The sequence below is a fragment of the Pseudomonas sp. Pse35 genome (assembly GCF_024519715.1).
Taxonomy (GTDB): Bacteria; Pseudomonadota; Gammaproteobacteria; order Pseudomonadales; family Pseudomonadaceae; genus Aquipseudomonas; species Aquipseudomonas paracarnis.
The window spans coordinates 1-22440 of record NZ_JALJRP010000031.1 but is presented as its reverse complement, the minus strand read 5'-3'; the positions used below and the strand labels follow the sequence as shown (position 1 = coordinate 22440).

The window sequence follows — 22440 nt, the reverse complement described above, 5'->3', positions numbered from 1 at the left end:
TTTAACGCCAGCTCCAGGAAACGCCGGTGTAGATACCACGCCCATCAGCGGGGGTGGAGCGTGCAGCGTCCATGCCTTTGTCGTCGTAGCCCGGCGTGACGGTGTTGGCGTAACGGCGGTTGGTGAGGTTGCGCAGGTCGACCCAGGCTTGCCAGTCCTGCTTGGGCGCGTCGTAGCCGAAGGTGGCGCCGAGGGTGGTGTAGGCCGCCGCGTAGTAGGAATTGGCGTAGTCCACCGCTACCCGTGATGCATGCTCGGTATTGAGGCTGGTGTAGAAACCCGTCGGGTGGCTGTAGCGCAGTTGCGCCTGGTAGTAGTGCTTGGGAATGCCGGGCAAAGTGTTGTCGCCGAAACGCTCGTCGTCGCGGTAGTGGAAGTCGCTGAAGGTGTAGGCCTGGCGCAGCTGGAGCTCACCGCTGCCGCCGCCGTCCCACAGCAGGCTGAGCAGGCTCAGTTCCACGCCCTGGTGCACGGTGGGGCTGGCGTTGGATTCGGCGATGATAGCGTTGCTGGTGGCAGTCTGGGCCTGGGTCTCTACAGAAAGCAGCTCGTGGCGAACTTCCGAGCGATAGAGCGCCAGGTCCCATTGGCCGAGCCAGGCGTCACCGCGCCCGCCGACTTCCAGGGTGGTGGCGGTCTGATTACGCAGCTTCACGCCTTCGCGCTGCAACCCCGTGGCTGCCCCACTGCCCGGGCCAAAGTATTTGTTCGAGCCCCAGATCATCGACCACGCGTGCGGTGGCTCTACCGAGCGGCTCAGGTTGCCGTAGACCTGCAACTGCGGGGTGAAGTCGTAACGCAGGCCAATGCGCGGCGCGTAATCCCAATCATGCTGACTGAGCGGTGCCTGGCCGTCAGGGTAAGTGACCTGGGTTTCGCGGCGCGTATAGATGGCGGCAAGGCCGGTGGTCAGCCACAGATCCTCCACCAGTTCCAGCTCGTTGCCTACATGCAGCACAGTATCGGAGCCCAGGTAGCTGTAGTCGCGGGTCTTGGTGCCGGGGGCATAAATGGCAGTATTGCCCGCAGGGATGCGCACGTATTCCGACGCGCCATTGTTCGGCATCGCCTGGGTAGTACGCAGGCCGAGAGTGGTGGTGCTGGCATGGCCGAACAGGCTGTCCTGCCGGATGTAATTCAGGGTGCCGCTGATATCGGTGTAGGCAACTTTGAGGCGGTTGGTGCCTTCGCGCAGGTCCATGGGGTAATCGTGATAGGCCAGCCCGACCTCGACCCGAGCGTTATCGTCCAACCGCAAGGTGGTCTTGTTGGCAATCCAGGTGGAGCCCGGTTGCAGGCGCTTTGAATCGCGGGCGGCATTGAGACTGTTGGCGGCACGCGGATCATGGCTAATCTGGTCACGCGTGAGCCTGCCGGGAGAATCGTTGGTGGTTTCGCGATAACGCAAGTAGAAGCGCGTTTCCAGGTCCGGGTTAAAGCGGTAGCCGAAGTTGGCGGCGATGCCCTTGCCGGTACCAGCGCTTTGGTGCTGATAACCGTCGGACTCCGAATCGGTGAGGCTGATGTAATAGTCGGCGTCCCCCAGCACTTGCCCGGAACTGACTTCACGCTGGGCATAGCCGCGACTGCCGACCTCATAGCGCACCTGTAGCTTGGGCGCGTCCAAGCCGGTGCGGGTGACGTAGTTGACCGCACCGCCCAAGGCCAATGCACCCTGATCGAACCCGTTGGCGCCACGCAGCACCTCTACCCGGCTTTGCCACAGCGGGTCCTTGAGCTCATAGGGCGTGCCGCCTGGGCCGGTAAGCGGCAGGCCGTCGAACATTTCATACAGGCCGGAGGCATGGGCACCGGGGGCGCGGTTCAGGCCCGAGCCACGAATGGACACCTTCACCCCTTCGTTATTGGCCGCCTTGGCGTACACACCGGCCTGGTACTTGAAGACATCCTCGTTGGTGCTGACCCGCCCCTGCTGCACGCTGTCCATATCGATGTAATTGGTGCCACCGGGCACGCTTTTGAGCTGTGCCTGGGCGATTTCTGCGGCGCTGGCCTCAGCCGTGGTGACTTCAACCGGCGCCAATTGCAGGCTTTCAGCCTGTACCAGCGAACTGAGGGTCAAGGCGGCAAAAATAAACGGGGGGTGGCGCAGCAGCATTGGGGCAGGTCCTTGGAATCCGGGAACGTGCCGGGCCAAACCCACCACGCGAACAGTGATGGGATGGCAGGCATGCCCGTCAGGTCACTCCTTGATGACGGACAGGGGCGTTTTAAAAACAGGATGGATCAGGTTTGGTCGTCAGGCGTTGCCAATGCCCGCATCAGGTCATCGGCATCCGACCCCGGCGGAAAGCGGAAGCCATACATTTCGTCAGTGGCGAGAATCTCCCCCAAGGTGTCGCGCAACTGGACTTCCGTGGGCGAGTCACGCAATAACTTATGCGCCGGCAGCAATAACTCGGCAGACACGCCCTGGGCGGTCGCGGCATCGATCACCGCATAGAGGATAAACCGCAAGCGTATTTCGCGATCCGTGGGCCAAACCGTTTTTCGTTTACCCAAGGGAGGGCCTCGTGTTTAAGAAAAATCCGAGGCTATTGCCCGCAGGCAAGCCTTTCAAGCCGCCGGAGGCAAGATAGGCCGCTTCCTACAGCGGAAAGGGAAACACCGCACCGATTGGTCGATGCGATGGGCCTCACTGCACCGGCAGGAAATTCATCAGCAACAGGCTTTGTGCGTAATTGAGGCCAATGCGCCGGTAGCGCTCATCAAGGATTTGGGTCAGCAGGTCCAAACGCGCGACGATCTTGCCGAACTCAACGGCAAAACTGAGGTTACTGCCCTCCTCTGATATCTCGTTGGAAAACAACAGCAGCACGCCATTGGCATCCTGACGCTGACTGAGCAGCCAGGTGGCCTTTTCGATATTGCGCGCGGCATTGCTGACAAACTGCGGGTTGATCGAGTCGGTCACATAAAACTGCGTACGCCCGCCGTGAGCGGTCACGAGCATGCTGCCAATCGCGTAGATGAACGCGCCGACGCGGTCGCCGCGAAAGTCAGGGCTCAAGGAATAACTCAGGGCAGCCAGGTCACTACGATCTCCCAGTGCGGGCAAGGGACGGCGATTTTCGATGGCCTGACGGATTTGCCGGGCGGCGGTCACTGCATCCGGATACCCCGATTGACGCCACTGGTTGGGGTTGCGCAGGTAGAGCTTGCTCATCAGCAAGTAGAGGCTTTGCAGGTTGTCACGCATCCCCAGGGTGGCCATGCGGTCGACGCTGGTCTGGAAGAATTCATCCGGCTTGCCATCGCTGAACTGCCTGGCGATATCGCGACCCTGTTGTTGGCTGCAACCTGCGGCACACAGCGTTAATATCGCAGCCAGCAGCAGCGGCCATCGGGAGGTGGAAACAGTTGACGTTCGATCCATCGGCACCGGGTCTGATTCTGTTGGCCACCCGTGGGGTCGGGTGGCTGGGACAGGGTAGATCAGCAGAATGGAAAAAAGTGCAGCGGTGCGGGTCAGATCAGCATCGGACTGCAGACGCTGATCTGACCCGACACTTGATTCCCCGGCGTGCTAGAGCACTACCGTCGCAAGCATCCCCAAGGCGCCCAGGCAGAACCCGATCAACGCGCCCCGCCCTGGAGCTTCATGAAACAGCGCCCAGACCACCACAGGTTCCAGCAGCACTAACGAAGTGACCGAGACTACCGTGACAATCCAGATATCACCGACAACCACATACCCCAGCCAATAGGCGCCCAGCAGGCAAAGCCCGGCAAAACACATCAAGACCACGGGAAGTACAAAGGCCTCCCAGGAACCACTGCCGGCCTGGGCCAACTTGGCGGTCACCACCTCACTGTAGATTGCACAAAACTCACCGACCATCATCAACCCTAGAGCAAAAACTCCGAGTAATTCTTTGGACATATCAAAAACTCCTTCGTATTCAGCGCACTGTTTTTCAGCTCCCAGTCGGCAGTGCTGCAGCCGTTGTGAGCGTCGTTGCCTTGATACGAAGGGTTCTTGAAAAGGCCCGAATTACCGAAGTGCTTGTCCATGCTTGTGTCCTTTAAAGGGTTGAGGCTCAGCGATCCAATACAGTGCGTGCTGATCATAGAGGCATCGTGAAGCCATTCACAATTATGCGATGCCACTACTTAAGGATTACGGTTATTTAAATGAGCCGAAAACCGCAATAAAAACCCGGCGCTCGGCCGGGTTTCATTGATCGGGCGTCTTCAGGTAGCGGGGTGCTCACTTGCTACGGAATCCGCCGCGTCTACATCCGACATGTCCTCCTCGATCGGGGCCTCGTCATCCGGGGGTAGCGGGATATCGTCCTCATCGCGCCTCGGGTCATGCCCCGTCTCATTATCGGTGTTACGAGTAACCGCTTGCTGGGAAATGTTGCCTTGGGCTTTCTCGTTGATTTCCATGCTGGCTCTCCGTGTATCGCTCGGGATATCCGTGCTTAAGATTGAGAGGAAGCAACGGATGGAGAGTGCCGGATGTTAGACGAATGGTGGTTCGTCTTTGAAAGGTATGAATGCGAAAAACAGCGTTTATTTGATTATCAGCACACCCAAACCCCAGAAACGCAAAAGCCCCGCTTTCGCGAGGCTTTCGTGTAAATCTTGGCGGGAAACCAGGGATTCGAACCCTGGAGACGCTATTAACGTCCGCCGGTTTTCAAGACCGCTATGCAAATTCAAGCGGGCCAATGCCCCGAAACCCGTCGGCGTTCCATTACTCATGGCAATCGGTCAGGCTACAGACCGCATTCTGCAAGGGGTGCGTTTTGAGTTTGGGAACCGTTTTTGTCCTCCCGAGCATCATGTCGAATGAAGGCAAGCCACGGAATTGCCTAAAGAATTACAAATACTTTGCGACTGCTTTCGGCCAAAAGGAGCCAATCAGGCTCACCCACTCAGGGGCAAGCTCTGATATTAGTTAGTTGCCCTTGATAGTTAAGGACAGATCAGCTACCACCAAGATGATCTCGTGCCAGACTTACGTCAGTATATCAAATGGAATAATGCGAAACTGATGAGCTGCCATTAGAGTGGCCGCGAGCGGGACAAAGTTAACTTGACGTGTGCGGCGCCTAAAGCAAAAGTAATTAATGCTTAACGTTTGATTAAGGGTCGTGCTTTAGCCCGTCTCAGTAGGCACAGCGAGCGACCCAATCATTCGCTATCAATACTTTCCCGAATGCCTCAATAAAACAAACTGCTGATGCTGCCTGAAATCCGGAAATTCTCCGATTTTAAATGTATTGCATGTATTCTCGGTGAGATGCATTACGTTAATTTCGCCACCAATATATATTCTGTTTTCTTTAGGTTGCGATTCTTGAAATTCTCGTTGCTCTTGCATCATCAGAGGGATTATTTCAATAAGATTACCCTCTAAGATTTTGCATTCTGGTTTCACGGCCGTACCATATTGGATGGCCTCTGAGCGAAATTCGTTTGTGGAACGATAGGCGAAAGAAACAATTTTCTTGGTTTCTTCAGATATACCAAAGTGATAAACAGTAGTTGTCATTTTCTCCGATAAAGCGAAGTTTCCTTTGTATTTATTCCAGAGCTCTAAAAGCGAATTTTGGGTGTGATGGTCAAGATTCATGATTCCACCGAGAACCATTCGATTATTCACATGCATTGCCCATTCATTGGAGAAACCACCGCACCCCGTACCCGCAATAACTAAATTTAAGTGTGGGATATGTGTAGACTTTGATGTCAACATGAATGGCTCACCATTGGCGTCGACAGCAAGAGTGTCTGTTGCTACAACCACTTGCGTTTCATCTGTATAAAAGATGAGTGATGACATGCTGATTCCTGCTGTTGCGTTAACTATAAATGGACACCACGTGGTGCATAACTACCCGGGCGCGCGTGGGGTGTAACATTCTTTGTTCATCTGGCTATCCGTGTCTAGGCTGAGGCTTTCAGCGTTCCGATGATCGTATACGGTAGTTATACAACATTGATGGAAAGCCTCGCTCACAGGTGCACGAGAAAATCCGCCTAAAAAGCTACTCTATTTACACCGGGCGTGTCTAGTGCGAGTAAGTTGAGGGGGCCGTCCCATCGTTTTACACCAAGAATGGGGCTACCGAGGTCGAGAATATTTATCCAGTCTTACGGTGTATTTGCACCTGTCGGCACTCAGCAGCAGGCGCTATTTATCTTAGACCAGCCGGCAGATTTTGGCCGATTTCTGTCTGTCGCGAAAGTCAGAAACCTGCCAGGAGCGGACTGTTTCCCAGTAAATAAATCTGTTCCCTTTTCCCTGCTGCTTATCAACTTAGGAAAAATCATTCCTAAAAAGCAACACAAGAGCGTCAAGTCGACGTCTTTCGTTGGCTAGGATGAGTGCATGCGTTTAATACCTGCGCAATCTCGTCAACGTTCAGGTACCTATCATAGGACGATATTCGAACCATAGCGAAAGCGTGAAGCATGCGCTGATAAACGTCCATCATAGGGGAATGTGAGTTGAGATATCTTCCCTTGAATCGCTCGAACCGATCAAGATCGTTAACAAGCGTTGATGCAATCCCTATATATCTCGACTCATTATTACCATCAAACCCCTGAAATGTAGGATTTAGCCCAAACGGCTTGGCCTTCTCAATAAGCGCTTTTTTGTCGTCGGCAGAAAGCTCAGCGTAGGAGTCTTCAATCCAGTCCCACATTTCAAGTACATCCAAAATTTCTCTTAGGCTTTCAGGTTCATCCTGTTCAGTAAAAGGGATGCCTGGGTATTTCCATGCGATACTCCACTCACTTTCTGAATGGATCGCCGACCTTATGAAATCTGGATCTATCTCGCTGTCTACTCCGAGCTTGTCGTAAAGTTCGCACAGCATCAAAGCGATTACTTTTTCACCATCTGTAAACTTCATATAATCGTCACTCCTTATTTCACGTCTTCCATGCGCTCGTCAGATATCTGCTTGGCGACTGGCATGAAATTATTGATTTCAATATAAATCAATGTACCGGCCTTTATAACACCTTCCAAATCAGACTTATTAACCACATCTGGCAAATTATTCAATATTGACTTTGAAAGGTTAACTGCATGACTTTCTATATCAACACTAAAAAGATGACCATATTCCGAGAGGGTCTGACAATAACTCTCTAGCGCTCTAGATATGTGAGAAAGATCAATGCCCTTTATCTGCTTGACTTGTCCAGAGGGCCCTATAGGAGAGATAGCCTGCAATATCGTCCTAGTAGCATGCAGCACCTGATGCGCCTCAGCACTTTGCCTGGAGTTAATCATTCGCGAATACAGTGCATCGGCTTTTGATGCCGAGTCAGATGCATTTAATGCCTCACGCCATGCCCATACAGCGCTGCCGATAGATGCGATTGCCGAGACAAGACCGAGCCACCACATAAAACCTGTTTCCACGCAGCCTCCCTGCCATATGACTTCGCTTTAGGCATTGAAGCTTATCCTCATCAAGCCGCAATCACCACGCCTTTTTCCTCCCCCAGCACCACCGTCAGCGGCCTCAACGCCTGCCCATCCAGCCGGCCGACCACACGGAACAGATCCTGAATAACCCAGCCCAATTACGAAACCAGATGGGTGGAAAAGGGGACAGATTTATTTACTGGGTGACCGTCCGCTTCTGGCCGACTGCTGCCCTTCGCGGTAGGCAGCTTAGGATCCCATACGACTGCAGGGAAGCCAGCTAAACGATCCGTCCGATGATGGATTGGACGTCGCTCTCCCCAAAAGCGCCACTACCCCTGCTTTCGAGGCATTGAGCGGCCTTCCTCGTAGCAATTTCTAAGCAAGCACCAATTTACTACGCCACTGCTATGCTTAGCCCTTTTAGGCGGGGTGACACACATGGCAGGGGAATACTCACTCCCAGATTTGCTTGAACGAATGTACGAGAATCAGCTGGCGTTGGAAGCAGCTCTGATGGAGTTGGCTCTCCAAAGCGAAAAGCAAGGCATGGATGAGGTTGGTGACAACGTCCGTGGTGCTCTATTCGTGATCGGCGAAAATGCTGGGCACATCAAGCAGGGCTTGGCGAAGCTACGAACTAATCGTCTGTGACAAAGCACACCCCGATTGTGTAGGAGTATGTCGGGGATTTTGGGGGATAGGCCCGCGTTTGCGGGCCGTGATGCACGTCCACGACAGTTTGCACAAATGCATAATTGGCATTGGATGGCATAGAATGGCGTATGGTTTGCCCCATTTTTGCCCCATAAGGGCCGCCCTATCGTTCTTCGGACCCCTCGACAACTGCGAAAGGAGTGTTGCCAGCGCAGCGACAGGCGCGTCCATCTGCAGCCAGGCCGATTTTTCACTACACTTCTTCGCAGTCCCTCCCCTTGCTGACATCGCTGGTCTACTCTCGATTTCGAAAACTCGCATTAGGAGCCGCCATGGCACCCCCCAAAAAAGAGAATTCCATCAGACTTGAAATCGGGGAAATACTCAACAACGCTATCAGCTCGATCCAACTAGGGATCGAAGACTATGAAACTAGCCGCACTACACCCGCGAGAGCAATTTCAGCTGCCAGAAACATTTATGCCGGCGTGCTATTACTTTTCAAATACAAAATCGCATCATTAGCAAAAACACAAGAGCAAGCCATCGAATTAATATTCAAGCCTCAATCTATATTACCAAGCATTGATAATAGTGGCGATATCAAATGGAAACCTAAACCTCACTCAAAGGACACCATTGATACCTCTATGATCAAAGCACGCTTAGAAAGTTTATCTATATACCATGACTGGAATGTAGTAACCCGATTGAGAAACAGCAGGAACGCGTTAGAACATCTTCACCCGACAGATCCGACGAGTAAGATTCAAGCCCTAATCGCCGATTTGTTTCCTATGCTCCAAAAATTTATCACGGAGGAACTCTACGAAGCTCCGGCGGCGCTTCTTGGACGCTCTTGGTCCAAAATGCTAGAAACGCATGAGTTTTTAGAGTCCAATCGTTCACGTATACAGATGGAATGGGATGCTCTAAAACTTCCGGAATCGGCACGCATTCTGTTAATCAGCGTTGAATGCCGAGCATGTGGGTCGTCACTGCTGCAGCCATGCAAAGCTGACGTAGACGCCAGCATACCTATCAATGTTTCAGAATTTCGATATGAATGTCTCGCATGCCACCAGACCGAATCATTGATTGAAATGTTGGAAGCAGAATTCGCCTTGGCGCACGAACCCGCATTCGTTACGGATGACAATTACGAGTTAATTCGCGAGTGTAATTCTTGTTACATTCGTATGTTCTTAATCGATGACAGTACATGTCACTGGTGTGGCGCAACAAATGAATGGCCTAAATGTCATCATTGCTCTAAACCAGTAAGCGCACTTGTTAGGGATCATGGAGGGGGATTATGTGACCGATGTTCTGAGGATGAGTGGCTCCTTCAGAACAGATGATACGCACATTATTCAGTTATCAATTTATTTACAGTCGACAATCCATAATTGACTGAGGCGCGTAGTGAAACTCTGGCTCATCATCTCTCTACGCATCCCCCACTCGGGGCACGCAGGTACACTAGCAGAGCGCAAAGTGCCCCTTCCCCACCGCCCGTTGATCTGATCCAAAACGGTCATCACTCTTGTGGCTTCGGCAGGTTGCGATGCAGCGAACAGATCATCGGTAAACTCTCCGGGCTGGCATAAGCTGAGCAGCATCACCTCTGCCTTGCTGTACTTGAAGCCTGGCCGGAATATCCGTTCGAGCGCGTCAATCGCCGCCTGGGTGAGCAGACGAACGTCGTCAGTGGGGTACGGCATATCTACCACCACACCGTTGGCGAATTTCGCCTCCTCAGGATTGAACATCCCGGTGCGTATACTGACGCGCACTTTCTTACACAGCGAATTCTGGGCGCGAAGCTTCTCAGAAGCTCGCATCATGTAGGTGGCCACCGCCTCTTTGATAGGCGGCAGTTCCGTCAGCCGCTGGCCGAACATGCGACTGCAACAAATCTCCTGCTTTGGCGGATCTGGCTCGTCCAGCTCCAAGCAAGGTGTGCCGCCCAGCTCCCTGGCCGTCTTCTCGATCACAACGCTGAACTTCTTGCGGAGCGTCCATGGATCGGCCTTAGCCAAATCCATTGCAGACTTGATTCCCATCGCATCGAGGTGAAGTTTCATCTTTCGGCCAACGCCCCACACCTCCGCCACGTCCGTATTACGCAACACCCAGTCCCGCTTAACCGGGTCGGTAATATTGACCACACCACCGGTCTGCGATTGCAGACGCTTCGCGGTGTGGTTTGCCAGCTTCGCCAGGGTCTTTGTATGAGCGATACCAACACCAACAGGTATGCCGGTGCAGCGAAGTACCTGGGCGCGGATCTGTCGGCCCAGGGCGTCCAAACCGGCAATACCGGTTAGGTCTGCAAAAGCTTCATCAATCGAATACACCTCAACGGCCGGCACCAGCGACTCAATCACGCTCATCACGCGCTGGCTCATATCCCCGTACAGCGCGTAATTCGACGAGAAGGCCGCAATCCCGTGCTGTCTGAGCTTGTGCTTAATCTGAAAATACGGTTCGCCCATTTTGACGAAGGGAGAAGCTTCATAGCTACGCGCAATGACACAGCCATCGTTGTTACTCAAGACGACGATTGGGACGCGCGCCAGATCCGGGCGAAACACGCGCTCACAGCTAGCGTAGAAACGGTTGCAGTCGACAAGTGCGAATACAGGCGATTTAGACATGACTGCGCACTGTGCTGGTGATCACACCCCAGATTGATAGCTCATCCCCTTCGAGAACATAACGCGCCGGATATTTGGGGTTCTCTGACAGCAGGATCACCTCCCGGCCACGCTTACATAGACGCTTACAGACGGGCTCATTATTCAGCAGCGCCACCACCACATGCCCATGTGCAGGCTCAATGGCACGATCCACCACCGCGAGATCGCCTTCGAAGATACCAATCCCCTGCATGCTCTCCCCAGTGATGGCTACCAGGTACACATGCGGTGCGCGGATATTCAGGACCTCGTCCAATGAAATATGCTGCTCAATGTGATCCGCTGCCGGCGAAGGAAAGCCAGCCGGAACCTGGAACGAACACATAGGCAGCTTCGCGCCTGCCTCAGCGATAGGACCTAGAATGGTGAAGCTCATGATGCGGCCTTTTACAGATACTGTACGAATGTACAGTTAACTTTGTAGGACGCTTGCGGTCAATTTTTCTGTAGGGGATTTCGACAGACGGAGAAGGCGTATGTGCGGACGATTTGTGCAGTACGAAGGGATGGCGATCTTCATTGAAGAACTAAGTCCCCAAATAGAGCTATTCAGCGGCTATGACGCTCAGCCAATTGATCGCTACAACGTCGCTCCCTCGACACGGGTTCAGTTGCTGCACGCCGCAGAGGATGGGCTGCATATCGATGCAGTCAAATGGGGATGGGCGCCGTTCTGGGCCAAGGGCAAACGCCCCGACCCGATTAACGCACGCGTAGAGACGGTCACCACGGGAAAATTCTTTAAGCAACTTTGGCCGAATGGCCGAGCCCTGGTGCCGAGTGAAGGGTGGTATGAGTGGGTTAAAGACCCTGACGATCCGAAGAGAAAGCAGCCCTACTTCATTCGCCTGAAGAGTCAGAAACCCATGTTCTTTGGTGCACTTGCCCAAGTTCATCCTGGCCTGGATCCACACGACGGCGATGGATTCGTGATCATCACCGCCGCCAGTGATCAGGGCATGGTGGACATACACGACCGCAAGCCTTTGGTGCTGACGCCAGAGCACGCTAGGGAATGGATCGACCCCGACCTTACTCCAGCCCGCACCGAGGAAATAGCAAAGGAATGTTGCCAGCCTGTGGAGGACTTTGAGTGGTATGCGGTTGGCAAAGCAGTGGGGAGTGTGAAAAACCAGGGGGCTGACTTACTGCTGCCAGTGCCATGCAAGGATGTTTGATGCTTTCAGAACAGTCCTCCCAATGCGGCTGGCTCCCAGATCATGATCACCAGTTCACCGCTAACCTCACTCTTTCCTTGCCGTTGATTGGAAGTGGTGTATCGAATGTCCACCATCTCAAAGTGAAACCCATCAAACACTCGCCGGATATCGGGATGATCGTTGATGCTGACCATCACCTTGCCTTTGCAGCGCCGCATAAAGTCGGCCATGCGCTCGTAATTCTCAAATGGAAAATCCACACCATAGCCGGCGGTCTGCCAGTAAGGTGGATCCATGTAGTGGAACGTATGGGCACGGTCGTAGCGCTCGGCACATTCAAGCCAGCCCAGGTTTTCAACATAAGTGCCGGATAAACGCTGCCATGCTGCAGACAGGTTTTCCTCGATCCGCAGAAGGTTAATGGCTGGGCCGGTCGTTGCAGTGCCGAACGTCTGCCCGGTCACTTTGCCCGCGAAGGCATGGTGCTGCAGGTAAAAGAAACGGGCGGCGCGCTGGATGTCGGTGAGGGTTTCCGGGCGGGTCATCTTTTGCCACTCGAACACCTGGCGGGAACTGAGCGCCCATTTGAACTGGCGGACGAATTCTTCCAGATGGTTCTGCACGACGCGGTACAGCGTGACCAGGTCGCCATTGATGTCGTTAAGAACTTCAACAGGCGCTGCCTGGGGACGCATGAAGTAGAGCGCGGCGCCGCCGGCAAAGACTTCAACGTAGCATTCGTGTGGCGGGAAGAGCGGGATAAGGCGGTCGGCCAGGCGGCGTTTGCCGCCCATCCAAGGGACGATGGGTGTAGACATAAAAAAGCAAGACCTTTGCTGTATGGATAAACAGTGCTAGGCTCGCTCCGCTTTGTGCACGAAGCAGGAGCCTTGGCTGGACTTGCAGGGACGATCTGCGGGGAAGGTGGCCGGGTTGGATGTTGACGCATCCTGCCCGGCCGCTCCTTTTACTTCGGTGTAGAAACTTCTTTTGCGTAAGCCTGACAGGCCCGCAGGGCGATCAATCCTCGGTCGCCGGCATCGGTGACTCCGATAATTCGTTGAGCATGCGCTGGGTCAAGTTGGGCTCTTGTGGCGCCATGAACCACGCGGCCGGTGGCGGTGGTGGTTGGCACTGAACAGCTGCCGGTGGTTTCGGTGGCGGCGAGTACGACTGACAGCCGCAGATCAGCAGTAGCCAGGCGATCACGCAGACGAGCCTGCTTGATTTGCTCATCGGTCAATTCCTTGTAGTGGGTTTCGTCTTTGTTCTGCAGGCGGAGCTCCAGGGCTAGGCGCTTGTCCTGCTCTGAACGCTGCAGAGCAGCAGAAGCTTGGGATATTTCGTTGAGGGTGTCCGCCTGCAGCCTGGCTTGCCGCTCCAGCACGCTGCCATAACGCCACTCCTGAGCAGTCCAGGCCAACGCTGCAGATCCTGCGGCCACCACCACTAACAGCAAGCTGATAGCGGCGATACGGAACTGCGCCGGGATCAGATCGAAGAGACGCATAACACCGCCCTCGCCCTGGCCCACAACTGCAGCCGATCCTCCAGGCCATTAAGGCCGCCATTGATCCGGCGGGTGATGGTGTTGAACTGATCCTGATCCGCGAGCGCATTCAGCCCATTCACCGACCAGAACCAGGCCGCCGACTCTGCCGCCCATTGCGGCTGCTCGAGCAGTTCGGGAGTGCGCAACAATCGCTCATCCCCGAACAGTGCCAGACTGCAGCGCAGGTAGTTATCGTGCCCGGTTACCTGGATCAACCCTCGGCCACGATAGCGTTGACCATCACCATCTGCAGCTGGGGTATTACCAAGCTTGGCAGCCAGAGTGCCGGTATCGTATTTACTCAGGTATTGATCCCCACCCAATTCGCGGACGTACTGCAGTTGCCCGGACTCGTGACCAAGCTGCGCCAGGAAAGCAGCTTGGCGTTTCGGTGTATTGATCTGCCGATGCGCCATTGCCGCGTTCAGGGCAGATACAAAAACGCCCGCTTGGCGGCGGGCGTTTGGCATGATGCGTTGTAGCTGTTGTTCAGTGATCGTCATAAAAACTCCGGACAAAAAAAACCGCACTCAGGCGGCGGTGGATTGCATTACAGCTTCTCGACGCTCACGACCTTGAGCGGCTTCGTTTCCTTCTTTTTCTTACCCTTGGATTTGCCTTGCTTGCCGGCATTGCACTCGACCGTGGTCGACCAGCCAGACTGGGTAAACACCTGCTCCACTGAATCTGCCAGGTATTCGCCATCCAGCCCGACCTTGAAGCCCTGGGCGTTGATCAGGCGCTCGGCAAAAATGTCAGTTCGGCCAGGCATCTCGAAACGCACGTCGGCGGTCGAGCGATTGAATGCCGCTAACCTTGCTTTGGCTGCTGATTCAGCAGCAGTCTTGTTCGGATAGATATGCCGATCCGTGTGCACCGCCGGCAAGCCATCCGGAGCGTCATCGTTGTCGATGGTGACCACCGCCAATTTGCCGTCCTTTTTGTTCTGATGCTTAGTCGCCACGGCCTTGTGCGAATTGCGATCCCCTAAGCTGAACTGCCAGCGACTGAGATCGCTGCGGGTCAACGTGATCGCCCCGAACGTTTTGCCGCTGGCTGTCTGCCCTCCCTGGCGTGGCATCACTAACAATTTGCCATCTGCGACCTTGGCCGTGCAGTCGTATTGCTTAGACAGGCGCGTGATGAAATTAAAGTCGGACTCGTTGAGCTGATCCACACGAGCGACCTTCGTCGCCACCGGACAACCTGCCTGCCAGCCATTTCGAGCCGCGATGTCGGCCACGATCTTCGACAACGGCGCATCCTCCCAGCTTCCGCTGCGGATAGTCTTACCACTGCCGCGCATATCGCTGGCCTTACCCTTGATCACAATCGTGTCCGGCGGGCCGGAAACTTCGACCGTGTCGACCGCGTAAAGCCCTAGGCGCATCAAAGACGTTTCGGCATAGCCCAGGTGAATCTCGATTGAGCTACCGCGCCGGGGCAACTGCACCTGGCCGTCGCGGTCATCGATACGCAATTCAAACTCGTCGGACTCCATACCCGGCTTGTCAGAAGTCCTAAGTAACAACAGTCGATCATTGATCTTGGACGTAATATCGGCACCGTCGGCAACGATACGAAAAGTGGGGGTCATGGTTTTTTCCCAAAGAAAAACCCGCACAGGGCGGGCTGAATACAAAGTTTCTATTCGCTTAACGCAACGGGCTGCAGGCGGTGCCGTTCGGAGTCAGTCCCACAAGCTAATCCCTTCCTCGGTCGGGGCTGGCAGATCCGGCAGCAGAATCACCACACCAGCGCGGAAGGGCTGGGGCTCGTCAGCCAAGCCCTGATTGGCATCCAGAACTGCCTCGACGCTGCCGTTTAAGTGCCCATAAACGTTATTGCATATGACATCGAGCATGTCCCCGTCAGACGTTCTGCATGTCGTCGCCATAGCGCGTGAACTCCAGAGTGAATACTTGTTTACGCGGAATACCGCCGTGCAGCAGCGCGCCCTGCTCCTCGTTGATCGACTTCAGACACCAGGTGCCAATCACCTCGCCATAACCCGTGGTCAGAGTGAGCGGTTGCAGCCGCCCACCGATGGTGCGTAACGTGTCAAGCTGCTTGAGGCCACCCTTGAAGCCGGGATAAATCGTACCTTTGAGTGTGAGCTTTTCTTCGCCCATGCCCACGGCCTGCTGCGCCGGGCGCCGCGATAGCCGCTCCTGTGAAGCCCAGCGGAATTCGGTCGAGCGACTCAATTCGTCGAAGGCCGCCGTATCTAAGTTGAAGTAGTACGGCTGAATCTTAGGATCCCTGGGCTGGATGATCAGCAGGTGCGGAAATGGCTTCACCGCTTCCGGTGCCGGCGTGGCATCCACGGCAAATGCGCTGGTGGGCACGATGTTTGCCAACGACGGATTGACCTTTCCGGCGACCTTGTTGATCGCCGTCGCAGCTTTTCCCGCCTGCTCCTTCAACGCCCCCATTCGCTCCTGCACTTCGGCGGCGCCCCGTGTCGCACGACTGTACACAGCCAGCACCTGGCCGGCCTTGGCCTGTGCCGCATCCACACCGCGCATCACCCGCTGAAGCTTGGCACCGACAGCAGGCCCCACAAGCGGGATATTTTCCAGCTCGGCCGCTGCACCCGTTATCTCCCTTATTGCACCGTTGACGGGCCCAAGCATGCCTTCAGCACTACGTCTACCAGCCTCCCCGGCTTCAACCAGGTACTTGAAGCCCGACTGCATCTGTTCCATATAAGCCATAGGCCCTCCTTACAGGTGCGGCTCGTCGTACAGCTTCGCGGCGTTTTGCTTCGCCACATCAGCCATCATTAACCGCATGTGCGGCATTAGATCTTGCGCCAAGCGTTGCGGGTCTTTCACATCCCCTTGCACCGTAACCGGCATGCTCAGCGAATACTGAAACTGCTGTTCCACTTTGGCCGGGACAGGCTTTTCCGGCTCTTTGAGCTGGATCGCTACAGCCGCTGGTTTGGTAGGCGCTGACACGGCCAGAGAGCGCGCTACATCACCCAGGACCGGCGCTTGCGGTGCAGGTGCCATCAGCAATGCACCCGTACCGTCCGCCCGGTTGAATGACTTGCCCATGGCGGCCAAGCTTGGAATGGCTGAGCCCGGTCGAGGCGCCATCAGCAACGGCGTTACCGGTGGCGCGGGCTTTTCGTCCTCCCCTCCGAACCACGACTTACCTGCAGCACTGCCCAGCGCCGAACCACCCATGCTCCCTAAGTAAGCGCCTACCAGACCACCAATAGCGGTGCCGATGATAGGCACCACCGAGCCAATAGCCGCTCCTGCAGCAGCACCGGCCATAGTGCCGGCGAGATTGCCAGCGGCAGCGCCATAACCCTCGGCCTTTTCGTCCTTGGTCTTAGCATTCTCATAGGTGTCAAAGGCCATGGCGCCGGCCTCGATGAGCGAGCCACCAGGTATTGCCTTGGCGGCTTTACCGATCTTACCGACCGCTTGCACAACCCCGCCCAGTTTCGCTATCGCCCCGCTTGAAATAGAGACTGGTGGAATAGGCGGACGTGGTACCGGTACCGCAGGCCGTGGCAGCGGTGGACGCGGAACCGGTGCGGCAGGCAGTGGCACCGGCGGACGCGGGACCAGTACTGCCGGCCGAGGCAGCGGCGGACGCGGAGCCGGCGCTGCAGGCAGTGGCACCGCCGGGCGCGGGACCAATGCTGCTGGCCGTGGCAGCGGCGGACGCGGAGCCGGTGCTGCAGGCAGTGGCAGCGGCGGACGCGGAGCCGGTACTGCAGGCAGTGGCAGCACCGGACGCGGAGCCAGTGCTGCAGGCCGTGGCACCGGAGTACGCGGAGTCGGTGCTGCAGGCCGTGGTGCCGGTGGACGCGGAGCCGGCATCCGAGCACGCAGCGAGGTCGGCCGACGTCGCGGCATATTACGTCTTGAACCGCGCCCACGTCGGCGGGCTTCACCTGGCCCCCCAGGGGCCCCCATGGCATTCAAGTTAACGACGAAGACCTTTTGGACGCCGTCGCCATTCGACGCAGCATCGTCATTTCCCGCGCTGTCATCGCCAGATACCGCTTCTTTAGCCAGCGAAACCACTTTGAGGCCAGTAGCGACGATGTCTAACTTACCGGTCTTACTCTCATCCTTTCCCTCACCATCAACCGATTCACCCTTGAGAGCGGCTACTGCCTTGAGCCCAGTCTCAACTAACGACAGGGCCTTGCCGGCCTTACCTTTCGCCTCGCCGCCCTTTCCGACTCCCCCAGCGCCATCCTTGGAGTTGGTCACAAAGACCTTTTGCACTTCGCCGGATTTGCCACCCAACGATCCCCGCGCGACGTTGAGCAAACCTTTAGCGATTTTGAACGAACTGAGCAGCCCCTTGAGCGCGACAAACCCTCCCCCGACCGCCGCGATAGCCGTCACCATACCTGGCGCGCTGTCAGACAGCGAGGTAATGCCCCTGGTGACTTTGGTCAGTCCTTGCGCCACGGTATCTGTGACCGGGCGCAGGGCGTCCCCGACGCTGCGCATGGCGTCATCCATTGACTGGGCCATTTCGGCCCACTTCTGCGACGACGCCTCACGTCGTTCGCTGAGGTTCTTGTCGAGAATGCCCGTTGCATCGCGCGAATCGTTTTTAAGCTGGCTGTACAGCGCCTTGTTCTGCATATAGGCAGAAAGCGCAGCCTTTACCTGCATGTCAGCGAACAGGTCACCGGTGCGCAGTGACTCCTCGAGCGAGGCCATCATGGCCTTGGCTTTCTCCGGGTCCGACTCCTTGCTGATCTTCGCCGTCGCCTCAGCCATCGCCGCCGCGCGCTTTGGATCCGTGGCCTGAATGTACTTCTGCGCCAGCGACATACTGGTTTCAAGGGTGGACATACCGTTTTGCAAACCGGTCTGCATCGACCCTTTGTAGTCAATGCCCGCCTTTGCATACGCCTTGACGGTGTCGCCAGAGCCGATTTTGCCCATCCAGTTCTTGAGATTGTTTGCCGCCTCATCGGCGCCGCCGGCAGATTTCATCTGCACTTGCAGCATGGCACCCAACTGTGTAACCGCATCCATGCCGGTAATGCCGAGGCTACCCATGTTCGCCAACAGCTCAGGAAACCACTTGGCCATGTCGGCCGCTTCAAAGCTACCGGCCTGCCCTTGGTAGGCAATTGCTTCCAGGGCCTGCTGCATCTGCCTAGGATCTGTGATCCTGGCATTCTGCCCCAGTGCGTTGATCATCTTTGCTGTATCAACACCGCTCGACCCTTGCCCCACGACGAACTTGGCCGCGACTGGCGCATATTCCAGGGCCTTGCTCAAATCCATGCCGGCGCCAACCAATTGGTTGACCACATCGGCTACATCGTTACGCGCCATGCCCGTGTCGCGTGACGTATCAATGATCTTGCGCGACATCTCCTGTTCTTGCGGTTTGTTGGCAATGCCGGCCTTGATCGCGATATCACGAACAATGGCCCCAAAATCCGCACTGACCTTGGTCGGAACAGCCAGCATGCCGACACCGACGACAGCGGCACCGACAGCGCTTTTCATGCCAGTCTTACCAGCATCGATCTGCTGATGCCCCTTGGCTTTGAGCTCCGCCTTGATGGCTGTCTGCCCCATAGAGCGATAGGCTTTCTCCAGTCGGCCAACCTCGATTCCCTGCTTTTTCAAACTATCGAGGTTGGAATTCAACCGGCCTAACAACTTGGTCGCGCCCTGTGATCCGCTGTCGTGGGCTTTCTTCCACTCGTCGCGCAGGCGAATGGTGTCACCGATAGTGCGCTGCAGGACACGCGCCTTGTTGCCTTCCGCCTCAAGACGCTTGATGCGCCCCGTTACATCTTTAAACGCAGCACCGACAGTCGAACTGACGGCGCCGCCGATCACCAGCCCGAGGGCGATTTTGTTCGCCATGTCACGGCCCTCATTTGGATAGCCTTATCGAAGGCGGCTCAGTCCGTGAGCCACCACACCATTTCTGCAAAGGGCATCGACAAAATCTCAGCAGCGGAAAATCCTGTTTCCGCCGCCAGACGTTTCGCGGCCATCTTTATGACGTGAGGGTTAAACCCCGTCGTCTTGGTCCAAACGAAAATAGCCGGCCTGCAGACGGTTAAAATCCACCAGCTTCAGGCCCTCCAGGTCCGTGACAGGCGCACCGGCAAGCGCGGCAAACAAAATCAATTCACGCTGTTCGTCATCTCCGCCCGCGTCACGATTAGCCGCGCGCACATCGCCCACTGTCGGGGAGCGCAGGACCAAGGTATCAACCGATACCCCATTGATTTCGCTTGGGCAGGTCAGGGTGACCTGGGCGCGATCAGTGTTGACCGACAGCCACGACGGCATTGATTCCGAATAGTCGGTATCCGGCACCAAGTGTGCGTAAGCGGCTTGAACACGGCGGTAGTCCGCCAGCTTCAGGCCTTCAAGATCCTTAACACCCACCTCAGCCAAACCAGCAAACAACATCAGTTCTCGCTGTTCTTCGTCGCCATTAGAGGCGCGGTCGGCTGCTCGCACTTCCCGTACCAGCGGGGCCCGCAAGGTCAATGTTTCGACCAGAACGCCATTGGCATTGCTAGGTCGCGTGAGCGTTACGACGGCTGCAAGCGCAGTGAGTGATAGCCAAGCCGGTACTGCTTTGGACGTTGCTTTATTCATTTGGATCTATTCCCTTAGAGGCCGAGTGCGGTGCGCACTTCAAGGAGTTGGTCTTTGCCGTCGATCACCTGAACACCGGCGACCATGTCGATTTCGTACATGAGGCGCCCGTCGATTTCGAGCTTGTAATAGGCGACTGCCACGGCGTGCTTGATCTCGGCAGGGTCACCGGCTTTCCAGTCCCCCAGGTCGAGCTCCTTGAGGCGACCGCGCAGGGTAGCGACAACCGCCGTGACGGCACCTTTCTGCCCCTTGAAGGCACCCCGGAACGTCGCATTGAAAGCGGTGCCATCGGCCAGACCGAAGTACTTCAACGACTCGCGGCGCACGCCCTTGGTAACAAAGGACGCCTCCATTTTTTCCAGGCCTTGGTCCATCTCAATCGCACCGGCCATGCCGCCAGCGCGATACTCGTCAGTCTTGGTGGTCAGCTTGGGCAGCGTAAGGCTCGGCACGTCGCCAGCGAAGTTCACGCCGTCGACAAACAGGTTCGTGTTAAACAAGGTTTGAGGAATCATTGACTAGGCCCCTTAGGCTGCTTCAAGAACTTCGGTCATCCACTGATCGGTGACTTCGAAAAGGAAATTCGGGTTTTCTGCCGGCGGCACGTCGGTGAAGCGGATGCGCCAATAAACTTTGCCCTGGGCGATCTGGCTGGCAGTGTTCAGCTCGGTGTCCGGGAACACCTCAAAATTGATAATCGCGCCCTGGGCTTTGAGGTCGCGCATGAACGCATCCAGCCCATCCGTAACGTCCTTGACGTAGGTCTTGGTGATCGAGCGGTCAACAGCCCATTTATGGCCGGCCTGCACAGCATCCATAAGGATGAACAGCGTGCGAACGCGCGTGACAAACGCCCACTTCGGATCGCTCGACAGCGTGCGGTTACCCCACAAGCGATAGCCGTCGTCGCGAATGATCGTCGCGATATTGGCGTTGTTCAGCAGGTTCGCCCGGCACGTCTCGTCGCCGTCCAAGTACTCGACAGCTCGGGTCGTACCAGTCAGACCGGTGAACTCTTTGTTAGACGGCGAAGCCCAGAAGCCGTATTCAGCATCGGTCCAGGCGAACAAGCCCGCCGCCCAGGCCGAAGCCGGCGCATCAACTGTCTTGCTGGACTCAGTGTCCCAGTACTGAACGCCCGGATCGACCATGAACAGGTTGCGACTGCCAAAGTTATCGGCATAAAGCATCGCCGCCTCATCCGTTGTGCCAGGGCCATCAAGAATGCCGATTGCCCGCAGCTTCTGCGCCAGGCTATCAAGCGCGGTAGCGACCGCCTGAGTGGCCGTGTGACCCGGCGCAATCAACAGCCGCGGCTGCGCGTTGTACAGGCTTTTGCCATCGAGCAAGGCTTGTAGGCCGGTACGCTGACCCGAGGCCATAACGCCGCCAATGATCGCCGAGGTTTGCAGCGCCGCGTCTTCGAGCTTCGGCACGCCGATGGCAACGATCACCGCTTTGGCTTTCGTGTAGATCGCTTTACAAGCCTTGGTGATCGCCGATTCAGCACCGAAGGCAGTGATAGCCTCGCGCTCGGTGGTGATCAACTTGAGCTCGCCGGCCTTGGCGGTGCCGCCGCCGAGGACGCCTGGGGTGAAGGTGTCGCAAAGTCCGATGATGGAAGACGATGGCAAGGAAATAGTGCGCGCGCCTGTCTTGATATCCGTTGTAGTAACGCCGTGAAAGAAACTCATAAAGCTAATGCTCCAGAAACGAAAAAGCCCCGCGTAAGCGAGGCCGGGAGGGTGTTTGTGTTGCGAGTGGAGGAAAAGAAAACGCCCCTTCGATGCGCGGCGTTTATTGCAGCTGGTCAACCACCCAGAGGGGCGTTGGCGGTCGGTGTTCAGTCAACGGGAACTCACCCGCTTCTGGCCAGTTTCGCAGTGCTCGGCGGTAAGCCTGAAGCTCGGTGTACTGCGTGGGAGTCAGGGTGGTAATTTGACCCTCTTCCAGTTCATCCCGATGGCGCGAAACTGAACCATCCGTTTCAAATAGTCGCTGATCCCGCCAAGCCCGCTCAACAGCAGCTAACGCCTCATCACTGGGCGGCGGCGGATCAACCAGCACCGGGAGACCGTCATCACCCCAGGTAATAATCTTGCCTTCCGACTCCCCCGCGAGCAGCTCTGCGTGATACTCAGCAGAGATCTCTATCGCATCGTCAGGAATCAGACTCGCCCCATGGATTTCGGCATCGTAGAAGCCGCGATTGGATTTTGATGCAAACATTGGTTCTCTCCTTAAAGGCCGATGGCGACCCAACTGAACGGCTGCCCAGCGAGGGGTGAGCCACTGGCCGCCCTGATAGTCATAGAGGCTCGAGGAT

24 protein-coding genes are annotated in these 22440 nt (G+C 56.1%); 3 read left to right on the top strand and 21 right to left on the bottom strand.

The annotated features are described in order from the left end of the window. Position 1: 1 nt before the first annotated feature. The 8 genes from OC445_RS21680 to OC445_RS21645 all read right to left on the bottom strand — a co-directional run bounded on the left by OC445_RS21680 (position 2) and on the right by OC445_RS21645 (position 7411). Complete coding sequence (locus OC445_RS21680; protein ID WP_198790522.1) at positions 2–2119, bottom strand: TonB-dependent receptor family protein; 2118 nt, start codon at positions 2117–2119, stop codon at positions 2–4. Between the two features lie 128 nt (positions 2120–2247). Further along, the gene (locus OC445_RS21675) at positions 2248–2523 is read right to left on the bottom strand and encodes a hypothetical protein (RefSeq protein WP_054898274.1); all 276 of its coding nucleotides are present in this window, start codon (positions 2521–2523) and stop codon (positions 2248–2250) included. A gap of 133 nt (positions 2524–2656) precedes the next feature. After that, entirely contained in the window at positions 2657–3397 is a 741-nt protein-coding gene (locus tag OC445_RS21670; RefSeq protein WP_057974897.1) for a hypothetical protein, read from the bottom strand. A 150-nt stretch (positions 3398–3547) separates the two neighbouring features. Further along, positions 3548–3904 (bottom strand): hypothetical protein, encoded by a 357-nt coding sequence (locus OC445_RS21665; protein ID WP_233097264.1) that lies wholly within the window; start codon positions 3902–3904, stop codon positions 3548–3550. A 311-nt stretch (positions 3905–4215) separates the two neighbouring features. After that, positions 4216–4413, bottom strand: a complete 198-nt coding sequence (locus OC445_RS21660) for a hypothetical protein (protein WP_034127763.1) — start codon at positions 4411–4413, stop codon at positions 4216–4218. Between the two features lie 760 nt (positions 4414–5173). Further along, positions 5174–5815 (bottom strand): hypothetical protein, encoded by a 642-nt coding sequence (locus OC445_RS21655; RefSeq protein ID WP_262020350.1) that lies wholly within the window; start codon positions 5813–5815, stop codon positions 5174–5176. Positions 5816–6329: 514 nt separating this feature from the next. Further along, on the bottom strand, positions 6330–6893 hold the full coding sequence (locus OC445_RS21650) for a YfbU family protein (protein ID WP_262020349.1): 564 nt from the start codon (positions 6891–6893) through the stop codon (positions 6330–6332). A 14-nt stretch (positions 6894–6907) separates the two neighbouring features. Next, on the bottom strand, positions 6908–7411 hold the full coding sequence (locus tag OC445_RS21645) for a hypothetical protein (protein ID WP_262020348.1): 504 nt from the start codon (positions 7409–7411) through the stop codon (positions 6908–6910). A 447-nt stretch (positions 7412–7858) separates the two neighbouring features. Here OC445_RS21645 and OC445_RS21640 point away from each other — a divergent pair, with 447 nt between their 5' ends. Continuing rightward, positions 7859–8071, top strand: a complete 213-nt coding sequence (locus tag OC445_RS21640; RefSeq protein WP_043046698.1) for a hypothetical protein — start codon at positions 7859–7861, stop codon at positions 8069–8071. A gap of 335 nt (positions 8072–8406) precedes the next feature. Then, positions 8407–9435: a hypothetical protein gene (locus OC445_RS21635; RefSeq protein ID WP_262020347.1), complete on the top strand. Its 1029-nt coding sequence runs from the start codon at positions 8407–8409 to the stop codon at positions 9433–9435. A gap of 24 nt (positions 9436–9459) precedes the next feature. Here the strand turns inward: OC445_RS21635 and umuC are convergent, their stop codons facing one another. Next, positions 9460–10734: a translesion error-prone DNA polymerase V subunit UmuC gene (umuC, locus tag OC445_RS21630; protein ID WP_262020346.1), complete on the bottom strand. Its 1275-nt coding sequence runs from the start codon at positions 10732–10734 to the stop codon at positions 9460–9462. Continuing rightward, a complete protein-coding gene (locus OC445_RS21625; RefSeq protein ID WP_023658794.1) occupies positions 10727–11152 on the bottom strand; it encodes a LexA family protein in 426 nt (141 codons plus the stop codon). The genes umuC and OC445_RS21625 overlap by 8 nt, the downstream gene beginning before the upstream one ends. A gap of 100 nt (positions 11153–11252) precedes the next feature. On the opposite strand from OC445_RS21625, the gene OC445_RS21620 reads away from it, so the two are divergent. Continuing rightward, on the top strand, positions 11253–11954 hold the full coding sequence (locus OC445_RS21620; RefSeq protein ID WP_262020345.1) for an SOS response-associated peptidase family protein: 702 nt from the start codon (positions 11253–11255) through the stop codon (positions 11952–11954). Positions 11955–11959: 5 nt separating this feature from the next. On the opposite strand, the gene OC445_RS21615 is transcribed toward OC445_RS21620, so the two are convergent. From OC445_RS21615 to OC445_RS21560, 11 genes are all read right to left on the bottom strand, one after another. Next, positions 11960–12754, bottom strand: coding sequence for a DNA adenine methylase (locus tag OC445_RS21615; RefSeq protein WP_262020344.1), 795 nt, complete (start codon positions 12752–12754; stop codon positions 11960–11962). Positions 12755–12903: 149 nt separating this feature from the next. Then, complete coding sequence (locus OC445_RS21610) at positions 12904–13446, bottom strand: lysis protein (RefSeq protein WP_262020356.1); 543 nt, start codon at positions 13444–13446, stop codon at positions 12904–12906. Continuing rightward, complete coding sequence (locus OC445_RS21605; RefSeq protein ID WP_262020343.1) at positions 13428–13991, bottom strand: glycoside hydrolase family 19 protein; 564 nt, start codon at positions 13989–13991, stop codon at positions 13428–13430. The genes OC445_RS21610 and OC445_RS21605 overlap by 19 nt, the downstream gene beginning before the upstream one ends. Before the next feature lie 47 nt (positions 13992–14038). Then, the gene (locus OC445_RS21600) at positions 14039–15085 is read right to left on the bottom strand and encodes a phage late control D family protein (protein WP_262020342.1); all 1047 of its coding nucleotides are present in this window, start codon (positions 15083–15085) and stop codon (positions 14039–14041) included. A 93-nt stretch (positions 15086–15178) separates the two neighbouring features. Further along, the gene (locus tag OC445_RS21595) at positions 15179–15385 is read right to left on the bottom strand and encodes a tail protein X (RefSeq protein WP_046071201.1); all 207 of its coding nucleotides are present in this window, start codon (positions 15383–15385) and stop codon (positions 15179–15181) included. Further along, complete coding sequence (locus OC445_RS21590) at positions 15360–16205, bottom strand: phage tail protein (RefSeq protein WP_262020341.1); 846 nt, start codon at positions 16203–16205, stop codon at positions 15360–15362. The genes OC445_RS21595 and OC445_RS21590 overlap by 26 nt, the downstream gene beginning before the upstream one ends. A gap of 9 nt (positions 16206–16214) precedes the next feature. Next, positions 16215–19361 carry a phage tail tape measure protein gene (locus tag OC445_RS21585; protein WP_262020340.1) on the bottom strand — a complete coding sequence of 1049 codons (3147 nt, stop codon included), beginning with the start codon at positions 19359–19361 and terminating at the stop codon, positions 16215–16217. Between the two features lie 150 nt (positions 19362–19511). Then, complete coding sequence (locus OC445_RS27210; RefSeq protein ID WP_082587710.1) at positions 19512–20111, bottom strand: phage tail assembly protein; 600 nt, start codon at positions 20109–20111, stop codon at positions 19512–19514. Between the two features lie 14 nt (positions 20112–20125). Then, on the bottom strand, positions 20126–20629 hold the full coding sequence (locus OC445_RS21570) for a phage major tail tube protein (RefSeq protein ID WP_056783396.1): 504 nt from the start codon (positions 20627–20629) through the stop codon (positions 20126–20128). A gap of 12 nt (positions 20630–20641) precedes the next feature. Then, a complete protein-coding gene (locus OC445_RS21565) occupies positions 20642–21808 on the bottom strand; it encodes a phage tail sheath family protein (RefSeq protein ID WP_223018365.1) in 1167 nt (388 codons plus the stop codon). Positions 21809–21911: 103 nt separating this feature from the next. After that, positions 21912–22440 (bottom strand): tail fiber assembly protein (locus OC445_RS21560; RefSeq protein ID WP_315986352.1); only part of this gene is annotated, 529 nt, incomplete at its 5' end.

What these genes read in the sequence shown, in the direction of transcription:
- OC445_RS21640 (WP_043046698.1), top strand. Translation starts at nt 7,859, where the DNA reads ATGGCAGGGGAATACTCACTCCCAGATTTGCTTGAACGAATGTACGAG.
- OC445_RS21610 (WP_262020356.1), bottom strand. Translation starts at nt 13,446, where the DNA reads ATGCGTCTCTTCGATCTGATCCCGGCGCAGTTCCGTATCGCCGCTATC.
- OC445_RS21565 (WP_223018365.1), bottom strand. Translation starts at nt 21,808, where the DNA reads ATGAGTTTCTTTCACGGCGTTACTACAACGGATATCAAGACAGGCGCG.
- OC445_RS21615 (WP_262020344.1), bottom strand. Translation starts at nt 12,754, where the DNA reads ATGTCTACACCCATCGTCCCTTGGATGGGCGGCAAACGCCGCCTGGCC.
- OC445_RS21595 (WP_046071201.1), bottom strand. Translation starts at nt 15,385, where the DNA reads ATGGCGACGACATGCAGAACGTCTGACGGGGACATGCTCGATGTCATA.
- OC445_RS21590 (WP_262020341.1), bottom strand. Translation starts at nt 16,205, where the DNA reads ATGGCTTATATGGAACAGATGCAGTCGGGCTTCAAGTACCTGGTTGAA.
- OC445_RS21650 (WP_262020349.1), bottom strand. Translation starts at nt 6,893, where the DNA reads ATGAAGTTTACAGATGGTGAAAAAGTAATCGCTTTGATGCTGTGCGAA.
- OC445_RS21655 (WP_262020350.1), bottom strand. Translation starts at nt 5,815, where the DNA reads ATGTCATCACTCATCTTTTATACAGATGAAACGCAAGTGGTTGTAGCA.
- OC445_RS21670 (WP_057974897.1), bottom strand. Translation starts at nt 3,397, where the DNA reads ATGGATCGAACGTCAACTGTTTCCACCTCCCGATGGCCGCTGCTGCTG.
- OC445_RS21600 (WP_262020342.1), bottom strand. Translation starts at nt 15,085, where the DNA reads ATGACCCCCACTTTTCGTATCGTTGCCGACGGTGCCGATATTACGTCC.
- OC445_RS21605 (WP_262020343.1), bottom strand. Translation starts at nt 13,991, where the DNA reads ATGACGATCACTGAACAACAGCTACAACGCATCATGCCAAACGCCCGC.
- OC445_RS27210 (WP_082587710.1), bottom strand. Translation starts at nt 20,111, where the DNA reads ATGAATAAAGCAACGTCCAAAGCAGTACCGGCTTGGCTATCACTCACT.
- OC445_RS21635 (WP_262020347.1), top strand. Translation starts at nt 8,407, where the DNA reads ATGGCACCCCCCAAAAAAGAGAATTCCATCAGACTTGAAATCGGGGAA.
- umuC (WP_262020346.1), bottom strand. Translation starts at nt 10,734, where the DNA reads ATGTCTAAATCGCCTGTATTCGCACTTGTCGACTGCAACCGTTTCTAC.
- OC445_RS21570 (WP_056783396.1), bottom strand. Translation starts at nt 20,629, where the DNA reads ATGATTCCTCAAACCTTGTTTAACACGAACCTGTTTGTCGACGGCGTG.
- OC445_RS21660 (WP_034127763.1), bottom strand. Translation starts at nt 4,413, where the DNA reads ATGGAAATCAACGAGAAAGCCCAAGGCAACATTTCCCAGCAAGCGGTT.
- OC445_RS21665 (WP_233097264.1), bottom strand. Translation starts at nt 3,904, where the DNA reads ATGTCCAAAGAATTACTCGGAGTTTTTGCTCTAGGGTTGATGATGGTC.
- OC445_RS21585 (WP_262020340.1), bottom strand. Translation starts at nt 19,361, where the DNA reads ATGGCGAACAAAATCGCCCTCGGGCTGGTGATCGGCGGCGCCGTCAGT.
- OC445_RS21625 (WP_023658794.1), bottom strand. Translation starts at nt 11,152, where the DNA reads ATGAGCTTCACCATTCTAGGTCCTATCGCTGAGGCAGGCGCGAAGCTG.
- OC445_RS21620 (WP_262020345.1), top strand. Translation starts at nt 11,253, where the DNA reads ATGTGCGGACGATTTGTGCAGTACGAAGGGATGGCGATCTTCATTGAA.
- OC445_RS21680 (WP_198790522.1), bottom strand. Translation starts at nt 2,119, where the DNA reads ATGCTGCTGCGCCACCCCCCGTTTATTTTTGCCGCCTTGACCCTCAGT.